The 19,466-nt window shown below is 32.0% G+C and carries 19 protein-coding genes and 5 pseudogenes; 18 read left to right on the top strand and 6 right to left on the bottom strand.

All coding sequences use genetic code 11. The features are described from left to right. Nucleotides 1-136 precede the first annotated feature (136 nt). The 4 genes from BLV35_RS18280 to BLV35_RS18265 all read left to right on the top strand — a co-directional run bounded on the left by BLV35_RS18280 (nucleotide 137) and on the right by BLV35_RS18265 (nucleotide 2,829). Nucleotides 137-610: a hypothetical protein gene (locus BLV35_RS18280; RefSeq protein WP_091093602.1), complete on the top strand. Its 474-nt coding sequence runs from the start codon at nucleotides 137-139 to the stop codon at nucleotides 608-610. Between the two features lie 318 nt (nucleotides 611-928). After that, a complete protein-coding gene (locus BLV35_RS18275) occupies nucleotides 929-1,717 on the top strand; it encodes a TIR domain-containing protein (RefSeq protein WP_091093600.1) in 789 nt (262 codons plus the stop codon). Between the two features lie 292 nt (nucleotides 1,718-2,009). Continuing rightward, complete coding sequence (locus BLV35_RS18270; RefSeq protein ID WP_091093598.1) at nucleotides 2,010-2,582, top strand: hypothetical protein; 573 nt, start codon at nucleotides 2,010-2,012, stop codon at nucleotides 2,580-2,582. 22 nt (nucleotides 2,583-2,604) lie between these two features. Further along, a complete protein-coding gene (locus tag BLV35_RS18265) occupies nucleotides 2,605-2,829 on the top strand; it encodes a hypothetical protein (RefSeq protein ID WP_091093597.1) in 225 nt (74 codons plus the stop codon). A gap of 588 nt (nucleotides 2,830-3,417) precedes the next feature. Here the strand turns inward: BLV35_RS18265 and BLV35_RS18260 are convergent. After that, a pseudogene (locus tag BLV35_RS18260) lies at nucleotides 3,418-4,356 on the bottom strand (IS110 family transposase). A gap of 317 nt (nucleotides 4,357-4,673) precedes the next feature. Here BLV35_RS18260 and BLV35_RS18255 point away from each other — a divergent pair. From BLV35_RS18255 to BLV35_RS18245, 3 genes are all read left to right on the top strand, one after another. Beyond that, nucleotides 4,674-4,982: a hypothetical protein gene (locus BLV35_RS18255; RefSeq protein ID WP_091093595.1), complete on the top strand. Its 309-nt coding sequence runs from the start codon at nucleotides 4,674-4,676 to the stop codon at nucleotides 4,980-4,982. A gap of 984 nt (nucleotides 4,983-5,966) precedes the next feature. Then, entirely contained in the window at nucleotides 5,967-6,236 is a 270-nt protein-coding gene (locus BLV35_RS18250) for a hypothetical protein (RefSeq protein ID WP_091093593.1), read from the top strand. A 66-nt stretch (nucleotides 6,237-6,302) separates the two neighbouring features. Then, nucleotides 6,303-6,653: a hypothetical protein gene (locus tag BLV35_RS18245; RefSeq protein WP_091093591.1), complete on the top strand. Its 351-nt coding sequence runs from the start codon at nucleotides 6,303-6,305 to the stop codon at nucleotides 6,651-6,653. 451 nt (nucleotides 6,654-7,104) lie between these two features. Here BLV35_RS18245 and BLV35_RS18240 read toward each other — a convergent pair whose 3' ends face one another. Next, on the bottom strand, nucleotides 7,105-7,758 hold the full coding sequence (locus BLV35_RS18240; RefSeq protein WP_394331051.1) for a site-specific integrase: 654 nt from the start codon (nucleotides 7,756-7,758) through the stop codon (nucleotides 7,105-7,107). Nucleotides 7,759-7,773: 15 nt separating this feature from the next. Further along, a pseudogene (locus tag BLV35_RS19785) lies at nucleotides 7,774-7,857 on the bottom strand (hypothetical protein); the annotation flags it as partial. Between the two features lie 6 nt (nucleotides 7,858-7,863). Here BLV35_RS19785 and BLV35_RS19600 point away from each other — a divergent pair. The 4 genes and pseudogenes from BLV35_RS19600 to BLV35_RS18225 all read left to right on the top strand — a co-directional run bounded on the left by BLV35_RS19600 (nucleotide 7,864) and on the right by BLV35_RS18225 (nucleotide 9,660). Continuing rightward, nucleotides 7,864-8,076, top strand: coding sequence for a hypothetical protein (locus BLV35_RS19600; RefSeq protein WP_245712109.1), 213 nt, complete (start codon nucleotides 7,864-7,866; stop codon nucleotides 8,074-8,076). A 30-nt stretch (nucleotides 8,077-8,106) separates the two neighbouring features. Then, nucleotides 8,107-8,355 (top strand): hypothetical protein, encoded by a 249-nt coding sequence (locus BLV35_RS19355; RefSeq protein ID WP_176980659.1) that lies wholly within the window; start codon nucleotides 8,107-8,109, stop codon nucleotides 8,353-8,355. 236 nt (nucleotides 8,356-8,591) lie between these two features. Further along, nucleotides 8,592-9,161, top strand: a pseudogene (locus tag BLV35_RS18230) (helix-turn-helix domain-containing protein). 106 nt (nucleotides 9,162-9,267) lie between these two features. After that, the gene (locus tag BLV35_RS18225; RefSeq protein WP_245712106.1) at nucleotides 9,268-9,660 is read left to right on the top strand and encodes a nuclear transport factor 2 family protein; all 393 of its coding nucleotides are present in this window, start codon (nucleotides 9,268-9,270) and stop codon (nucleotides 9,658-9,660) included. 175 nt (nucleotides 9,661-9,835) lie between these two features. Here BLV35_RS18225 and BLV35_RS18220 read toward each other — a convergent pair. Both BLV35_RS18220 and BLV35_RS19675 read right to left on the bottom strand, forming a co-directional pair. Continuing rightward, nucleotides 9,836-10,516, bottom strand: a pseudogene (locus tag BLV35_RS18220) (IS3 family transposase); the annotation flags it as partial. Nucleotides 10,517-10,806: 290 nt separating this feature from the next. Beyond that, complete coding sequence (locus BLV35_RS19675) at nucleotides 10,807-10,932, bottom strand: hypothetical protein (protein WP_262488542.1); 126 nt, start codon at nucleotides 10,930-10,932, stop codon at nucleotides 10,807-10,809. Between the two features lie 502 nt (nucleotides 10,933-11,434). Here BLV35_RS19675 and BLV35_RS18215 point away from each other — a divergent pair. The 3 genes from BLV35_RS18215 to BLV35_RS19185 all read left to right on the top strand — a co-directional run bounded on the left by BLV35_RS18215 (nucleotide 11,435) and on the right by BLV35_RS19185 (nucleotide 12,923). Further along, nucleotides 11,435-11,953 carry a DUF4402 domain-containing protein gene (locus BLV35_RS18215; RefSeq protein ID WP_176980658.1) on the top strand — a complete coding sequence of 173 codons (519 nt, stop codon included), beginning with the start codon at nucleotides 11,435-11,437 and terminating at the stop codon, nucleotides 11,951-11,953. Nucleotides 11,954-12,125: 172 nt separating this feature from the next. Then, complete coding sequence (locus BLV35_RS19780; RefSeq protein ID WP_091093584.1) at nucleotides 12,126-12,296, top strand: helix-turn-helix domain-containing protein; 171 nt, start codon at nucleotides 12,126-12,128, stop codon at nucleotides 12,294-12,296. A gap of 159 nt (nucleotides 12,297-12,455) precedes the next feature. Beyond that, nucleotides 12,456-12,923, top strand: coding sequence for an IS30 family transposase (locus BLV35_RS19185; RefSeq protein ID WP_143031886.1), 468 nt, complete (start codon nucleotides 12,456-12,458; stop codon nucleotides 12,921-12,923). Nucleotides 12,924-13,039: 116 nt separating this feature from the next. On the opposite strand, the pseudogene BLV35_RS18200 reads toward BLV35_RS19185, so the two are convergent. After that, nucleotides 13,040-13,946, bottom strand: a pseudogene (locus BLV35_RS18200) (IS1595 family transposase). Between the two features lie 458 nt (nucleotides 13,947-14,404). Here BLV35_RS18200 and BLV35_RS18195 point away from each other — a divergent pair. The 4 genes from BLV35_RS18195 to BLV35_RS18180 all read left to right on the top strand — a co-directional run bounded on the left by BLV35_RS18195 (nucleotide 14,405) and on the right by BLV35_RS18180 (nucleotide 19,434). Next, nucleotides 14,405-14,956 carry a DUF4402 domain-containing protein gene (locus tag BLV35_RS18195; protein WP_091093580.1) on the top strand — a complete coding sequence of 184 codons (552 nt, stop codon included), beginning with the start codon at nucleotides 14,405-14,407 and terminating at the stop codon, nucleotides 14,954-14,956. 195 nt (nucleotides 14,957-15,151) lie between these two features. Continuing rightward, nucleotides 15,152-15,865, top strand: coding sequence for a fimbrial biogenesis chaperone (locus BLV35_RS18190; protein ID WP_245712105.1), 714 nt, complete (start codon nucleotides 15,152-15,154; stop codon nucleotides 15,863-15,865). A gap of 44 nt (nucleotides 15,866-15,909) precedes the next feature. After that, nucleotides 15,910-16,446, top strand: a complete 537-nt coding sequence (locus BLV35_RS18185) for a DUF4402 domain-containing protein (RefSeq protein ID WP_091093576.1) — start codon at nucleotides 15,910-15,912, stop codon at nucleotides 16,444-16,446. Then, nucleotides 16,447-19,434, top strand: coding sequence for a carboxypeptidase-like regulatory domain-containing protein (locus tag BLV35_RS18180; RefSeq protein WP_091093573.1), 2,988 nt, complete (start codon nucleotides 16,447-16,449; stop codon nucleotides 19,432-19,434). It begins immediately after the preceding gene. Nucleotides 19,435-19,466: the final 32 nt, after the last annotated feature.

Here is a 19,466-nt window from a genome sequence, read left to right as displayed (position 1 = left end):
TATCAAAATAAATTATTTGAAGCTAAAAGTATAGTGTTCAATTCGGGAATTGAATAGGGGAAATTAAGTTCGATTATGGTCTTAAATTAGTTTTATGAGTATAATTTTAGGATTGTTTGAATTTGAATGAGATGCATTGAATTTAAATATACTTCTATATTTTATCTGGTTACTGCTTAAAGATATAGTTGTCAATTCGGAAGTATTTGTTGTTGATTCGGGAGGGGAGTTGTCATTTCGGGAGTATTTGTCGATTTGGGAATATTTGTTGTCTATTCAGGAGAAAGAGTTGTCAATTCGGGAGTATTTGTTGTCAATTTGGGAGCGGACTTGTCATTTCGGGATAAATAGTTGTCAATTCGGGAGTATTTATTGTCATATCGGAATAGGACTTGTCAATTCGGGAGCGTTTGTTGTCAATTTGGGAGTACTTGTCGATTTGGGAATATTTGTTGTCTATTCAGGAGGAAGAGTTGTCGAAAACGAAATTTCTGAGTTGCTCGTAAAAGGAACCATACTTACTCATTTTACATTTGAGGTATGGAATGAAATAATAGAGCTAGTTGTGATATACTTACTTGGAGTTTTCATAAGGGGTACCCCTTTATGAGTTTAGGAAGAATTATTTTTATAATGATAGTTGGAGGAGAAAGAAATGGAAATAGAAATAGAAAGATAGTGAGAGGTGTTTGTTTTTATGCGATTTTTTTTGATAGTGAGGGAAACCGGAAAGAACTAAAATTATAACGCATTACTTTTACTTTATAGAAATGTACGAATATCACTAAAAGTGGGTATTGTAATAATAATTAGAACAGCCTTTATTTACGAGCTGCTATAAATAGCGCAAATTGATTTGAAACTTTAAAAAAAAAGTATAAGTTTTTGATGCTATTGACAAGTTAGGTAATATTATAAAAAACTAAATATGACCAAAACCAAAATTGAATTAATTGAAAGTCTTTTAAGTGAAGCAACAGCTTTAACTTATAATGATGATAATCTTGATAAAGTAAAAAAAAGGTCTGAAATGATTGCCAAAAAAGTTTTTGGAGACAAATCTGAATATATAGCTAAATTGAATAAAATTAGATTTAGTCCTTCAATAGTTTGGAGTGGAATGGATAGAAGTATTTACAACTCAACATTTGAAAGCGGAAAAAGAGAACTTATAAATTTGATCAATGTAATGTTAGAAGACGTAAATTTATCAAATGTCTTAGACGGTAGCCAAAATCTAGAAACTCTAAATTCAGAATTATCAGAAAATATTTTTATCGTTCATGGTCACAACGAAGAAATGAAACAGTCTTCGGCAAGATTTTTAGAAAAAATAGATTTAAAACCTATTATTCTTCATGAGCAACCTAATAAAGGCAAAACAATAATCGAAAAATTTAATGATTACTCAAACGTATCTTTTGCAATTGTATTATTATCTGCAGATGACGTAGCTTTTAGTAAAAATGAAGAAGTCGAAAATGCTTCTTTCCGAGCAAGACAAAATGTGATTTTTGAATTAGGTTTTTTTATAGGTAAAATTGGAAGAGAATGTGTAGTTGTTCTACATGAACAAGTTGATAATTTCGAAATTCCTTCTGATTATCAAGGTGTTTTATATATTCCCTATGATAATAGTGGAAATTGGAAACTTTCCGTAGCGAAAGAGTTGAAGGCAATTGGTTATAAAATAGACGGAAATAAATTACTAGAATAACATTGCCTAACAGCTGTTTTGATATAGCTGGAATTTAGTGGAATTATCGTTTCGCATCAAGTTTTCGTTAAGCCGAAAATTGAGCGGTTACGATTTTTCAGCCATCTCAAAGCAGCAACCCGTTAGTGGATAGTTACGAGCAACGCAGGAAATTTACAGTTAAAAAAAATGTATTTATTTCCGCAGAAAAAATAAAACAGAAGTGTAAAAGTTGGAATTAACAACAATACCAAAACGAAACTCAAAATGAGTATTATAAACAAAACATTTAATTAAAAATCAAAAAAAGGAAATGAAAGGAATTTTATTAATTACAATTATGTTGATTAGCGGTTTTAATATGACTGCACAAGTTCTAAAATATGAACAAGTTAAAAACGCACAAAAGAAGAGTGACATTAATAAAGAAGATATTATAGAATATATCAGTGAAAATGGTACTTCATTTAAAATCGGCGATGTACTCAAAATTGACAAACCTATAAATGGTCAAATTTTCTCGTCAATGTCAATTAGAATGACAACATTTGAAATGCTTGCACTTAGTCAACAAGAACAAAAAAACTTCGACTACAATGTTTATTCAAGAACTATTGCAAAAACTGCTTTAAAAATTAAATATTTTGTTATTGAAGGAGATAAAAAGAAAGGCTTTTCTATATCTGCAAATTTAGATGGTGTTGGTCATAATATTCAAGTAAGATTAGAATATGGAGTTGAAATTGGAGAAATTGGAGAACATAAAATGACTTCGGAAGAAGCTATGGTGCAATTGAAATCTGAAAAAGATAAAATGGAATTAGGTCTTATTACAGCAGAAGAGTATAATTCAAGAAAATCAGAATTAGTTAAATTTATAAAATAGAAGGTAACAAAATGTAAAATATTTGCGGTTTAAGCGGAATGTAGAAAATAACCATCCGCTAATAGCTAAGGGTCGTTGGGATAATCTAAAAAGAGAAACAAAAATGGGAGATGTAGCATCTGTTCACACAGGTAGTAAAATAGATTTAGAAATGGTTGACTATAATAAATATCATTTTGACCTTTATGAAAAAGCAATGCTGAAACAAGACTTAAATCCAAGCAATTATACATTGATAATGAAATAAAAAACGTTGCATAACCGCCATTCCTATGTAAAGCATCATTAAGTTTTCAACAACTTTTAAGAGGGTTATATGTCGGTTATTTTTCGAGTATAAAATTCCGCTCCAGCGGCTTGTTGGAAAAGTTGGAAACCAACTTTTTGTCCGCCGAAGGCTTAGGACTGAAAAAGTTATTCTAACTTTTTCAATGATGCCCAGAATTATTTTCTCTTTTACTTCATAATATATCTTTTAATAATCTTAAAGCTCACACTCCTATATGTGGTCTGCTTATGGCAGCCACCAGCATCGGTATGATTGTAAGATCCAAGAGCTCCGCTCGAACTGGCGAAGCAATAAATAAAATAGCTACCTACTTTGAGATGTGGATTCATTTAACGGAACCACCATGGCGGTTTTGTAGTCTATTTTTCTTGTATGGTTGAGCTTGTTAAGAAGGTTATTTTTACTATTCTACCCCGATAGCTATCGGGACTATATTTCTATTAATTTGATATGCGGTTTCGGTTTTAATAACTGATAAAATTCTTCTTGCCATTTTATGGGCTAATTTATAATGACACTCTTTACGTTTTTACCTTGATGTTTTCGTTAATAATTCTGCATTTCGGTATCTTTTCTAATGGCTATCCAAGCCGCTTCGACTAAATAACTGCGTAATTGTGAGCGACTCCTTGGCGTAATTCCTAAACACTTTTCTGACTCTCCACTGTTATACATTCCAGGAACTAATCCGATGTAGGAACTAAACTACCCTTCGTTATTGAATCGACGTAAATCTCCACATTCTGCCAAGATTACACTTGCTAGATAGCCTCCTATTCCTGGAATACTTTTCAAAAGATTGTAATCTTTCTTATTATTTTTTCTGCAATAAGCACGCATTTGATTGGCAATTTCTAAATATTCTGATTTGATAAACTTGAACATTCGTATTTTTCCTTGCAAGGCTAAATCTCCACAAGAGCTACTGAATTTAATATCCTCTAACCACGCAATAAAAGCTTTACTCCAATTAGAATTATCAAACTCTTCAGGAACTTTAATTCCATGAAACAGCAACATACTTTTGATATGTGATTTGGTTTGTCGCAGTTTCTTGGTCACTTGCGTTCTATGGCGAGCCAAGGTCGTAAATTGTTCGTACTCTTCGGTGGGAATAAAAACACCTCTTAGAACACCTGATTTTAATTGATTGGACAAGTTTTTAGAATCTAAGGCGTCAGTTTTTTGATAGCGCTCTTTATCTCCTCTCTTTACATCTGAGGGATTAACAACTAGAACGTTCCATCCCAAGTTTAAAAAATATCGAGCCACGCTGAATCCGCAACAACCCGCTTCATAAACTAAATCAACGGCGTGATCTGGAAATGTTCGCTCCACATATAAATACAAATCCTCAGCATTAGAAGGCATCGAATAGGTCTTGTGAAAAAATAAATCTGTTTGGATAGAAACTGTCCAGCTTTTTTTGTGAATATCTAAACCAATGAATATCTTTGGAATAGAAAAGGCGTCTTGTAATTGCATAATCTTCGTTTTTAGTACTCTCAAAGTTATGCTTTTACATTGATGCTTTGAGCTAGCTGCCATTTAGTGGAATTACCGTTTCGCATGAAGTTTTCGTTAAGCCGAAAATTGAACGGTTACGGATTTCCAGCCATCTCCAAGTGGCAAAACGTTAACTATAATGCCTGCGCGATAAAATTTGAATCTACAATTAAAAAATATTAAAGTATGTTTATTTACTCTTTAATAAATAAATTTGGACAAAGTATTGCAAAAGACAGTTTTTCTCAAAAATATGAAGCGATTAAAATATTGAATAAACTTAAATAATCGAATAAATGAAGAAATTTATAATTGTATTAATGGTATTTATCTTAGGATTTGTATCGTGTAAATCTGACAAGGAAAAACAAGACGAAATCAAATCTAATTTTCTTTTTGATACTTCGTTAGCAAGTATTAAAACATCATTATTTTACACGAATATTGATTCAATTAATTCTATTTTCAAGGAGATTAAAGACCCTGAATTGAAATTAAAATTTGCTAAGCAGCTGAATGATTATTCTATTAAACTAAAATCAAAAAGTGAAGAGCTTTCAAGAAATATTGAAGCTATTGACAAGGTTAATCTTAAAAAAATATAAGTAAAAGAAAAAGAAGCTGATAAAGAATGGTATAGTAGTAAAGCAGGTAAAATTCAAAAAAGGCACCCAGGATGGTCAAGAAAAGATTGTAAAAGCTTAGCAGATAGAGAAATATGGATTGGAATGACGTATGAAATGCTTGTTTATCAAAGGGGAAAACCAAATACTATAAATCCATCTAATTATGGAAACGGTATTCATTATCAGTTTTGTTGGGATGATTATACGCCGTCTTGTTTTTACAGTGAAGAAGATCAAATTATAACATCATACAATTAAAATAGTTCTTGTAAAAGCTTAAATTCTAACGATTTAGAAACCGAAAAATCAAACTAATATTATTTTATAAAACAAATCTCTACTATTTACAAAAGAACGAAGCACTACAGTTAACAGCTAAGGTCGTTGGAATTGGAAAGCCAACAAGGAACCGCGGTTGAACGGAACCGCAGAGATTAAGTAACTATGGGGTTATTGTAAAAGAGTCAGGAGGATTTCAATAGAACTTTAATAAATTAACCATTAATATAGAAAATCAACATGTAAGAACCGAGTACGCAATATATTGTTCCGTTACTTCAAAAGAAGACTGGCACCGTTGTGGAGACGTTGATGATTGTGTGAGTATTATTTATGAAATTGCTCCGAAAAAATAAGTACTGTGTCCAACCGTTTTGATATAGTGTGTTATTTAGTGGAATTACCGCTTCGCTTCAAATTAAATTTCTCAATATATCACTAAAAATGGGTATTGTAACAATGATTTGAAAAGCTTTTATTTACGACATACAACAACTAAGGGTTATTATTGGCTTTGTAGGCCCAACGAACCCTTAGCTGTTGTTAGCAAGTTCCAAAAAACGAATCTGCAAAATGAGATCTTTTGGAAAACTTATACAATCTAAAAAAATGAAACAGTTACGGAAAACCGTATTGATTTAGAATTTAGTTATTGTAAATTTCGAAAATTTAAATTTTAAAAATATGGAAACAACAGTTTCAAAAGTATTAATATCTTATGATGTTAGCGCAAAAAATCCAGAAGTAAAAGCTGCACTACTAGGTTTAAATTATTATGATAATTTTAAATTAGGAGCCCATGCAAAAATTCATCATTTACCCGATACAACTTTATGGCATAACACAAAATCTTCTGGTCAAGCAATGTCCGACATGAAAAAAGTTTGTAGTGATTTAAAAGTTACTCTTGAAAAAGCTTTAGCAGTTAAAGCAGATGAATTCGTAGGTTTATAATTTTAACCACCTTTCGTAGTGGTTTTTTTGAAGTCTTTAATGAGCAGTAAAATCTAAAATTAAAATATGAAAAGTAAAATACTAATTCTAACCGTTTATTTATTTTTAATAATTGGTTGTTCTCCAAGTAAAAGTGAATTGTTTAAAGAAACTGATTCTTTTGTTGAATCTTTACAAACAACTTACGAAAGTTATGGAATGCTTGGAGGTACAGAGCATATAAAAACGACAAGTGACGGGTTGTACACAATTACACCAATTGGAAGATTAATAAACATTAAAATTCAAAAAGTTGTAGAAAATGGAGAATATGAAGAATTAAAACAAAATTTGAAAGACCATTATGAAGGTAATTCAAAAGTTAATGAGGTGTATATCTGCCAAGCTGGAACAATTATGATTGATTGTAGAAATTAATAAATTTGAAGATAATAAAACTTGCTTACAACAGTTAAGGGTTCCTATGGAAAGCAATTAAAGTTATTAAAAACTTTTGAGAGGTTTATATACAAGGTGTTTTTCAAGTATAAAATTACTTTCCTTTGATGTTGTCGTGATTCGATTTTAGAAGATATAATAGTCTTTATTGCCTCTTTTTTTAGTGGTTTAAGCAAAGTTATAGTGTTGGATTCGCGAATTACACACTATTTTATTTACGTATTAAGAAAAAAAAATAAATACGTAAGGGGCTTTTAATTCTAGCTAATTTAAGGTTGAATGTAGAGTGTTTAATTCTAGAATTTAATGTTTTCAATTGCAGAATTACACACTGTATTATTTGCTTTTGATAATTTAAATCCAGTGTCGTTTTTTTAGGACTAGACACTATTCTAAACTCACTAAGTGCTAAATTCGACTCGTGAAAATTCTAATTGGCCTTTTTGATAATTTTATCATTGTTGCTGTTTAACATTTTGTTTCTCGAAATCATCATGTCCTCACTTACTTTTTTATCCAACACCTTTGCGTAATGTTGTGTAGTACGCAAGTTTTTATGTCCAAGCATTTTGCTTACGCTTTCAATAGGAACTCCATTGGTTAGTGTTACCGTCGTAGCAAAAGTATGTCGGGCAATGTGGAAGGTGAGTTCTTTTTCTATTTCACAAACGCCGGCAATCTCTTTTAAATAGGCATTCATTTTCTGGTTGCTCAAGATGGGTAATAATTTATTTTGATTGCAGCATTCCGGGTGGTTCTCGTATTTATCAATAATCATTTGGGTAATTGGAAGAATTGGAATCTTCGAAGCCGTTTCTGTTTTCTGACGGTGGGTAAATATCCATTTTTCTCCATCAATACCGAGGCTTATGTGGGACTTTGTTAAATTTTTGACATCAATGTAAGCCAGGCTGGTAAAGCAGCTAAAAAGGAAGATATCGCGTACTAGTGATAATCTATCGGTTTTGAAATCTTTGTTGATGATATTTTGAATCTCTTCCTCTGATAAATACACGCGTTCCACTTCTCTGACTTTGGCTTTGTAGTTACTGAAAGGGTTTCTGTCAATCCAATTATTGGCCAAACATATTTTGATGATTTTACTGAAGTTCTTGATGTATTTGACAGCGGTGTTGTTGGCGCAACTCCGAACGCTGCGCAAGTAGAATTCATAGTCGGTAATAAAGGCATGATTTATTTTGTCGATCTCGATGGTTTGCAGAAATATGCTGATAAAAACCTGTTTCAGCCTCTCGGCATTACAAATTATAAATGGCAGTTCACACCTCAAAAAGTAGCTAATACGGCAGGTAGTTTACAATTGCGTTCGTTGGATTATGCGAAGTTTGGACAGTTATACAAAAATCAAGGTGCTTGGAATGGAAAACAAATTCTATCCTAAAACTGGATAGAAAAAAGTTTATCACACCAGATGACAATATCAAAAGACGAGTATTATGGTTATCTATTTTGGAATAAAACATACAAAATAAATGATGTTGACTATGAAGTTTACTATTCGAGTGGTAATGGTGGTAATCGAATTTTTATTTTCAAAGACCAGCCTATTGTAATTGTAATTACTTCGACAGCATATAATACACCTCAAGCTCACAAACAAGTTGACAAGATTATGCAAGGTTATTTAATACCAGCAGTATCGCAAGGACAAGAAAAATAGCAAATGAACGTCTAGACTTCGTTGGACTTTCAAAGCCAGTAATGAAGCCTATTTTGAACGGAGCCGGTAGTAGTTTACTTAATGGATTGTATTGTTTGAATGGTAGAGTGAGAAGTGTTTTATGAATCGGTTTTTTGTATTACAAATCAAGTATATTTACCAACTCGCAATGCAGTTTGAGAAACTTTGAAGTTTTTTAAGCTAGCTGATAATAATGGTGTTTTTAAAAATACAGCATGTCAAAACTAAAAAGTATTAGAGAATTAAAAAATCTGACTCAAGAAGAATTATCAGATAAATCAGGTATTTCGGCACGAACGATTCAGCGGATTGAGTCATGAAGAAATCCTAAAGGATACACTCTACGGGTTTTGGCTAAAGTGTTAGAAGTACAAGAAAGCGAATTAGTCACCCAACAAACGAAAGCAGAAAACATCATTGTTGAAGAAAACGAACCACTGAAAGAAGGTATTTCTATTAACTATTCATATCTGAAATTAATCAATCTTTCAACAATTCCATTTACAGTAATTCCGCTATTAAACATTCTCGTGCCTTTAATACTTATGCTGGTACTGAAACAAAAAAATGCCTTAACAAAACAACTCATTTCTGTTCAAATACTTTGGACAATTGTTGCGCCTATTGTATTTATGTTGGGCATTTTTTTTAAACTTGGAAACAAGTTTACTCTACTACTTATAGTACTAATAGTTTTGTCCAATGTATTCATTACCCTTCGTAATGCAATAGAAATAGACAGAAATAAAACTCTTTATTATAAACTGGATTTCAATTTGATATGAAATTTGTCGGGAATTTGTCAGGTTATTGTCGTGGAATTTTTTAGGGTAAAAAAAGTACTTTTTTGACCTTTGGTGAAAATATAATTATAGCAAAATAAAATTGGTTATGACAAAAAAAATTATCTTAAGCTTCATTATTACCATCATTTTTAGTACAATCAGCAAAGCCCAGATTAACAAAAATTCAGAACTTTACAAAACTATTTTATCTAAGGACAGCATACTGTTTGATGCTGGGTTTAACACTTGTGACATCAAACAGTACGAAGATTTATTAAGCGAAAACTTAAAATTTTATCACGTCAAAGACGGAGTTTCTGATAAAACAAAATTCCTTTACGACTTAAAAAATGGACTTTGCAAAAATCCCGGAACTCGTCAAGTAAAGAGGATTTTAGTAAAAGAAAGTACTGAAATTTTTCCGCTTTACCGGAATGAAATTTTGTATGGGGCTATTCAAAACGGAGAATATTTATTTTACGAAAGTAAGGAAAGCTAACCCGGTTCAGCTAAGTTTACTAATATGATGCGACGCTTTGCTAAGACAACTTTTTCAAAATCTTAAGATAGTTTTTTAGTTTTATTTTCCAGTTTTCTGGCTATAATTGGAGATAACTTTTGGCTCCTTAAAAGCCAAAAAAGTTATTCTGATTTTATGCCACTTGTTTTTTTTAATACATTTTACTCGGTGTGCTATAATCTAAGGATTGATGAAAACGTTCTTCGTTATATAATTCAAAATACTTTTTAAGGCCGTTGTACAGGCTAATTGTACTAGTGTAGGCCTGCAAATATACATTTTCATATTTTACGGTTCGCCATAATCTCTCCACAAATATATTATCTATTGCTCTTCCTTTGCCATCCATGGAAATCTTTATATTGTTAATTATCAGTATGCTGGTGTGTATTTCACTAGTATACTGACTACCTTGGTCGGTATTGAATATCTCTGGTACGCCATGTTTATCTATTGTTTCTTGCAATGTTTCTGCACACCATTGAGCACTCATTGTGTTGCTTGTACTCCAACTCAAGACATATCGGGTATGTAAATCTATGATGGCACAAAGACACATAAAGCCTTTATTCATGGGGATATAAGTAATATCGGTAGCCCATACCTGATTTTTATGTGTAATTTCCAATCCTTTCAATAAATATGGATATTTTTTGTGTGCTTTAATAGCAATTGTGGTGCGTGGTGCTCTGTAAATGGTTTGCCAATTGGCTAAGCGCATCAGTCTTCGTGCGCGTTTTTCATTTACTTTAAAACCTTTTGCTTCAAGCCATACCGACATCTTTCGATAGCCATAAAACGGAGTTGCCAAATATTGAGTTTTTAATAAATCCATTATTATTTAGTTTTCTCCCAATTCGCCTTTAGGAGAATAATAGAAATAATTCCTACTAACAAACAGCAACTTACATTGTTTAGAAATACTTAATTTCATCTTTGAATAAATCATTTTTTTTCTGTCTTCCAATGAAACTAGCGTAACTTTTTTTTTAGAAAATCATTCTCCAATGTAATTTGACCTATACTTGCAAAGAGTTTTTCAGTTGGAATTTCATCTTTAACAACAACCGTTTTTTCTTGAGAAAAAAAAGCTGAAATATTCTTTATGGCTTCTGCTTTCCATGACTAAATTCGAGTCGATAATAACTCGTATTTCTTTGCTAAAACCTCAAGGGTTTCTGTTTCCTTTAATGCCTCTAAAACAACTTTTGCTTTAAATTCTTTTCCATATACTCTTCTTGTTCTTGACATAATTCTGCTAATTTAGGGTTTTTAATTCTATCTTAAATTTCAACAAAAAGTTGTACGGTTTTTGGGGAGCAGCATAGTTTTGTTCTTGATCCATTCATACCTTCATTTGCTAACAAGTACACACGATATACATTTTTAGTTTTTTTTTCAGTTTTGTGATTTACGCAAGAAAAAGCAGAGCCTTAATATAGCCCCTATACACGGCTTTTTTGTCAAGAGAAAATCAATTCGTTCTCTTAGATTAAGGCAGATAAAGCTAAAAGTAAGTTAAGTTGTACTTTTATTACAAAATGATGTAGTTAGTCGATTATATTAAACGTTTTAACGAATTAATACGTATTTTTAAGAGAGATTAAAATGCATAGCGAATTTATAGTTTGAAATGTTTTTTTTTTTGGAAATAAATCCTGTTTAAATTGTTGAAAATCAGCAATTTTAGTAAGGTTGTTTTAATGGGGAGCGAATTGAAACAGAAACGGTGAATATGCTAAAAAAATGCATTATGAAAAAAACTACTTTATTAAAAATACTTTTTCTAGCGGTTTTTTCAAATATTTTGGGTGCGCAAGGTATTGTTAAAGCGACTGCTAGGTCTACTGCTTCAGCGACGATAGTAACTCCTATTAAAATCGCTAAAAACTCAGATTTAAATTTTGGTACATTTGTTGCTAAAGGCGGGGTAGGTAATGTTGTGTTAGGTGCAGGAAATACAGGTTCGAGAAAAGGTTCTTCCAATATTACCATGGCGAGCGAGTCTGAAAAGGTTGCAGCAGCTGTTTTTACTGTTACAGGTCAAGGGGATGCTGCTTATAGTATTACGTTTCTTACCAACGACATTTTAGTTTACAATGGGTCAGAAAGTATGGTTGTCGATGAGTTTACTACTTCGGCATCAAAGGTGCTTTCAGACGGAATGGAAATAGTATACCTTGGGGCAACCGTACATGTGAGTGCTGTTCAAGCTGTTGGTGCATATACTAATTTGGGTTCCGGAATTGAGGTTGTTGTTAATTATAATTAATCGCGGACTCCTTTTTTTTCTACCTATCTAAATTTGTATTACTAGATTCAATTAATTAATGCAACTTTCAGGAAAAGAGATAAGATAATTTTTTCAAAAGAAAGGACATTAAAGTCTTCTCCTTCCAATGGAATAAATTGTCTTTATTTACTCCTGACCAAAGTTGTAAATAATGAGCCATTTAACCAGTGACCAAAGATATACTATTAGTGTATTATTAGAGCGGAATTTTAGCAAGAGCGAAATAGCATTATTCATTAAAAAGGATAAGTCGGTATTGACTCGAGAGCTAAAACGTAATTGTGATTTACGCAGTGGCAAATATGATTCTGATTTAGCATAGCAAAAATATGAAAAGCGACAAAAAGGAAAACCCAAAAGAAATGATTTAACAGTAGAAATTAAAGAGAGGATTAAAGAATACCTACATCAGGAGTTAAGTCCGGAACAAATAGTTGGGGTTTGCTCAAAAAACGGATTATCTTGTTTTTCAACATAGTCTATTTATCAACATATTTGGAAAGACAAAAAAGAAAAGGGGGATCTATATCTAAGTCTACGAACAACCGGGAAAAGGTATAGAAAAAGAGGAAGTGCTAAAGATTCCAGAGGTGTCTTAAGTAACAGGCGACTCATTGAAGATCGCCCTAAAATTGTTGATTTAAAGCAACGTTTTGGAGATCTAGAAATAGATACTATAATCGGTAAAAATCACAAAGGAGCCATTGTAACTATAAATGATAGAGCCACCGGAATGGTAAGGATGAAAAAGATAAAGTCTAAAGAAAGTGAATTGGTTAAACAAATGACCATTGAATTATTACAGAACTGGAAGTCCTATTTGTTTACAATAACATCTGATAATGGAAAAGAATTTGCAATGCATCAAGAAATCGCAAAAGCGCTAGAAATGGATTTTTATTTTGCAAATCCTTACAGCCCATGGAGCGTGGGGCATATGAAAATCTAAATGGACTTTTAAGACAATATATACCTAAATCGACATTATTAGAAGAAATAACCATCGAAAGAATTTTAGAAATACAAGAGAAACTAAATAACCGTCCAAGAGAAAGATTTATTGAGTTATACGCTTAGTGTATGTTTTATATCTCTCTGGAAAATTGGTTTTGCAATTACCATTCTTTCAATGGCTTTATGAAAAATACTTGTTTTAAATTGAGAACGATTTATCCTAAAGCAAAACTCATTAAAATAAGATTAAATGTGCCATTTACTAACATGTATTGGTATAGTTCTAATCCAAGATTTCAATTGCATAATCACAATATGTAATTCCTTGAAGTTTTTCCCCTGAGCACTTAATTTTTTCTCAATATTGTAATGCTTTTTTAGAGGTTCATATCCTCTCGATTTATCGGTAACTATTTGCGCATTATTACTTATGTGCTCTTCAAAAATTGGAGTTAATGATTTGGAAGAATAGTCATCAATTTGATTTCAAATAAACCCTTTTTATTTGGTGCTTATGGTTTAATTCTACTGCTATTACTGCCTTTTTCTTTTTAGAATCATAACTTCTTCCCTGTTTTCCTTCCTCTTTTCCTCCCACAGTAAACTCATCTACATGAACCAATTCTGATAAAGGATATTTCTGGCTACTTTCCATTGCTTTTCTAACTTTATGCATAAACTACCAAGCTGTACCTTGGCGAATATCAAAACGTTTTCCCATTTGAATACTTGAAACAGTTTTGCTGCTGGTAGTCATTTCAAATATAAGAGAGACCGCTTTGTGCAAACCAAACTTCACTTTATGGAAAAGTGTATTGGCTGTAGAGCTTTCTGCGTGTTGACAGCCATAACATTGATAATTATAACCAGATTTTTTACAGCCTTTGGTATGACCACATTTCATACAAGTAAAGCCGTCTTTCCATTTAATTTTTGCCAAATAAGCTTTACAAGCTTCATTATTTGGCAATTCTCTTATAAAGTTTAGTATACTTTTTCCTTCAAATACTTCCGTAATACTGATTTTAAAGGATTAAATGTAGAGAAATCAAATGACTAACTGAAAAGATTTAATTTTGAAACACCAAACTATATGTTTAACCAAAAAGCCGCATTTGTAACTTGAATCCAGTGTTAGTGTTTCAAAAAATAAATCATATATTTTTAGTAGTGCTATAAAGCTGATATTAGAGCCTTGCGTAAATAGTGCCATGAAAAAACTGATTTTTTTTACTTAGGTGTTTACTGGTTTTGTTAGATGATCATTAAATTATACCCCTAAAGCTACAGAACCTTGTATTTCAACGAGTTTAATGGTTAGTTAACGATAATAGTTGCAGATTCTTTTTTTTTGATTTTTATTTGCGCTCGAAATAAAAACCAAATCATTTTATTCTGGTTTTTACGAGAAAAACAAATTAATAAAAAGATAAAATTGCCCAATTCTATCGCCTAACCATTAAGCTTACAATTATTATGAAAAAATTATCATTATTAGCTATAATAGCTATTGCTTTATTCTCAAACAATGTAAACGCTCAGACGGAAGCAACTGAAACGACAAATGCACATGCTAAACTTATTAAAGTAATGAGTCTGGCAAATGCTGATACAGACGGCTTGGATTTTGGAACTATTGTTCTTACTGCAGCTGGGGCAAGTACAGTTTCTATGGCGGCTGTAGATGCAACTAGGGTTTATGGAGCAAATAGTGCGGCAGCTGTAAATGCAAATCAATCTGCAAACACTGCAAAATATAATGTAACAGGTACGCCAAATGAGACTTATGCTTTAACTTTGCCTACTACAGTAAGTTTGACGACTGCAACTTTAGGATCAGGCCTTGCTACAATGACTATTGATAATTTGAAAGCTCGTTTTAGTGGGGGTAGTGCTGATGCAGTTGTTAGTAAACTATCTACAACAGGTACTGATTCATTTGCAGTAGGAGGGACTCTAAATATTGATGCTACTCAAAAACCTGGAGACTATACAGGTATATTTAATGTTACTGTAGATTATAACTAGAAAAAATATATCATAAATAAGAGGAATGTGCTATTTGGGTATATTCCCCTTGTTTTTTTGTATTTTTGTAGCTTATTATAAATACTACCCCTATTAATGCAAAAAAAGTTAATTGTATTCGTCAATCTATTTGTATCCCTTTTTTGTTTAAGTGTATTTGCCCAAGGTAATTTATATGTAACACCTAATAGGGTTGTGTTCGAAGGTACAAATCTCAAAGAAGTTTTGAGCTTAGCCAATACTGGTAATGAAACGGCAACGTATTCTATTTCATTTGTGCAAAGGCGTATGAATGAAGATGGTAGTTTTACAGTTATTGAGACTGCAGACGAAGATGCTCCATTTGCAGATCCCTATTTGAGAATTTATCCTCGTCAAGTAACTTTAGAGCCGAAAGAAGGTCAGTCAATAGTGCTTCAAGTGAAACGTACTGGTACTATGCCAGAAGGTGAATACCGTTCTCATATTTATTTTCGTTCGGAAAATGACTATGTTCCACTTGGTAAAGAAGCTAAAGATACTTTGAAAACGGTTAGTGTAAAATTAATTCCTGTTTTTGGTATCAGTATTCCGATTATTATTCGAGTGGGAAATACTAGTGCAACAACTACCTTGAATGATTTGTCTCTTGATTTGAAGAATAAAAAGAATGAATTAACTTTTACTATAAACCGAGAAGGTAATGCTTCCGTATATGGAGATTTAAAAGTGGAATATATTCAGCAAAACAAAAAGCCTATTGAGATAGGTGAAATTAGTGGCGTAGCAGTTTATACTAATATCAAGAAAAGAAAAATGGCTATTCAGCTCAATGCTCAGGATGTTAACTTAAGTAAAGGCAAGCTAAAGATAAGTTACATTGGTAGAGGTGATAAGGAAGTTATTGCTGAGGCCGAAATCAATTTATGATTATTAGATTTTTTACAAGCTTTGTACGCTTACAATACTATTAAATGCAAAGAGGACATTTATATAAAACAAGTTTTAAATTGCCATTTCTTGGGGCAATTTACTTCTTTATAACATCTATTTATGCTCAGCCTGCTTTGCCGCCAAGAGGTGTCTCTGTACAATCAACACAAGCATTGCATTTTGGTACATTTGCTCTCACTGGTGGAGGGGATGGTATTCTTTCCGTTGTGACAGACGGATATAGAAATGCAATTCAAAATGTATTTCTGTCGGAATTGACACCTACAGCCCAACCTGCCATTTTTGAAATTAAATTATGTCAAGGTAGAAATGTAACTATTAATTATGATTCTACAACACCATTAATACGTATTGGAGGCGGTACAATGACACTTAATGTTGGGCCAGCAAAAAGAGAGGGAATAAATACTACTTTGCAAAATGGGGATACTTTTTCATTACAAGGCAATTGTAACTTTATTACAATTTTGCGGGTTGGTGGAACTTTGCATATACCTTCAAATTCCTTACCAGGTATTTATACTGGCAGTTTTGAAATTACTTTTAATCAAGAATAAATGATACTTTTTTTTAAAGTGCTATATGATTTTCTTGATGAATTTCGATATTTGAATTCTTATCTATTGTATTTTACAATTTTTAGCTCTTTTACAATGTTTGGAAACAACGGTATTAAGAAGGAGAATAATTTGGATCCAGTAAACAATTTTGATATTATACCTGTAGAGGTAAATGTCAAAGGAATTCTCCATTTTGAAACAGAAGTTATTATAACGGACTCCAAAATTTTGTACTTTAATGTTGAAGATTTATTTAATAAATTAGGTATTAACGTAAAGATTGAAAATAATGGGAATATATTAAGTGGGTTTGTTGAGAATGAAAATAAAACCTATAGAATTGATATAGGGAACAGTCAGATTATTGTAGGTGCTAAAAATATAAAATCTATAAATGGTATTGTACAGAAAATGAATTCTATTTATGTAGAATCAAATTTGTTAACGGAAGCATTTGGTTTAAATATAATATTCAATTTTCGTTCGTTATCTGTAAAATTGGATGCTACTTTTGAACTTCCAAAAATTAAACAGGCAAGATTAGAGAAGATGCGTAATAATATAAGTAAACTTCAAACTAATACTGAAAATTTCAAAGATACAATTGTAGTTAGAAATTATCATTTATTTAAAGCTGGTACATTAAATTGGTCTGCAAGTACTTTTCAAACATCTCAATCAGGAGGAGCTAATAATTTTGGATTGAGTTTAGGAAGTGAATTATTGTATGGTGAAGCAAATGTCTCTATATTTCTAAACTCACAAAGTGAATTTGATAGTCGACAACTATTATATAATTGGCGATGGATAGATAATGAAAAAAAAAATATAAAGCAGGCCCAAGTAGGTAAAGTAAATAGTCAAAGTATTTCCTTTTTAAAAGCACCACTTTTAGGAGCTAGTATAACGAACTCTTCTAATGCGGTAAGGAAAGCAAAAGGAACATTTACAATAAGCGAATATACCGAACCAAACTGGACTGTTGAATTGTATATAAACGATGCCTTAGTGGATTACACTTCTGCGGATGCTTCGGGTTTGTATCTGTTTAAAGTGCCTATCGTATATGGTTATACCACCTTGAAATTAAAATTTTATGGGCTTTTGGGAGAAGAGCGCATAGAAGAACGAGTTATGAATACACCTTATACTTTTATGCCTGTAAATGTATTGGAATATAATCTTGTAGGAGGAGTTTTGGAAGATGAAAATTCAAGCCAGTTTGGCCGCGGTGAAGTTAATTATGGACTTACTAGATTTTTAACAATTGGTGGTGGTTTAGAATACTTATCAAATATTCCGGAACATACTGCAATTCCATTTGCACATGCCGCCATACAGCCGTTTTCTAAAATGGTGATTAATATGGAATATGCGCATAATGTAAGTATTAAAGGATTGGTAAACTATTACCTAGGTAGTAGTTCTTTTTTAGAATTAGATTATCGCAAATATGTTGAAGGACAGCAGGCGACTTTTAATACTGCAAATGAAGAGCGAAGAGTGAAATTTTCATTTCCAAGTAAACTATATGCTATTTCAACTAATACAAAGTTGAGTTATAATCAATTTATATATAATACTTTTAATTATAATCAGGTTAATACCGTGTTTTCGGGTAACTATAAAAATTATTCTGCTAATTTTTCATTAACTTCAAACTGGATTAGTAATAGTGATGTTTTTTTAACTTCCAATTTAGCAATGTCCTTTAAAATGACAAATGGCTTGGTCATTCGCCCGTCAATTGATTATAATTTTTCTTCTAATCAATTAATGCGTTATGGTACAGTTTTAGAAAAGAGGGTTTCTAAAATGTCTTTTTCTGCGACTATCGAGAGAAACGAACAAATAGAAACGAACAATTTTTTATTGAATTTTAAATACGATTTTAATTTTGCACGAACGTATTTTTCAGTATCACATAATAATAATGGTTTTAATTCATCTCAAAGTGCACAAGGAAGTTTGGCTTTTGGTGGGGATAATGGCTATGTGAAAACGGGGAACAACTCTGCATTGGGAAAAGGCGGTATTTTATTATATCCGTTTCTTGATTTGAATAACAATGGCAAAAAAGATGTAGGTGAACCAACAGTTTTTGTAAAAGATGTGAAAATGACAAATGGCAAGGCAATTACCAGTGAAAGAGATTCCATAGTAAGGATCTCTGATTTAAATTCTTTTGTGAATTATAATATACAGTTTGCGGATGCGGAGTTGGAGAGTTTATCTTGGAGGTTTAAACACCATTCCTACCAAGTCTTAGTAGATCCAAACCAGTATAAAAAAGTGGAAGTGCCTATTTTGGTAGTAGGTGAAGTAAGCGGAATGATTTATCTGCATACAGCGGATGATTTAAAAGGTCAAGGTCGTATTACTATACAGATATACAATGATCACAACCAAAAAGTAGCTGAAACATTGAGTGAATCAGATGGTTATTATAATTATTTAGGGTTAAAGCCAGGGAATTACACGATACGCGTTGATGACGATCAGTTGGATAAACTAGATTATCAATCTTCACCAGAAGAGTACGATGCTTTTATTAAAATTTCAGAGGATGGAACTATAGTGGACGGACTAGATTTTAATATAAAAGCAGTTGAACCGGCAGTCCCTCTAGAAAAAGCTGAAATTATTTTGACTGATACCTCTAAGAAAGCTTCTATAATGCACAAGCAGTCGGAAAGTCATTTCAATACTTCTTTTGGTAAAATATTGGATCAGGAAGGACTTTTTTATAGCGTTCAGATAGGGGTCTTTAAAAATTATGTAGATTCGGAACATCTTTTAAAGTTTGCGCCAGTGTTTTATGAGTTTTTAGCAGATGGAATGATCAGATATATTTCAGGTAAATTTGATTTAAAAAATGAAGCTAAGGCTGCGAAAAATAAAATTATCGTTAAAGGAGTAAAAGACGCTTATATCGTTAAATATAAGAGTAGTAAAAAGATTGATACCGCTACAATTAGGAATTAGTCAAAAACGAACTAAAAGGATTTTTGAACCCG

The organism is Flavobacterium gillisiae (assembly GCF_900107635.1).
Lineage (GTDB): Bacteria > Bacteroidota > Bacteroidia > Flavobacteriales > Flavobacteriaceae > Flavobacterium > Flavobacterium gillisiae.
Note: the sequence above shows the minus strand (reverse complement) of the source record. Positions and strands in the feature narration are given on the sequence as shown.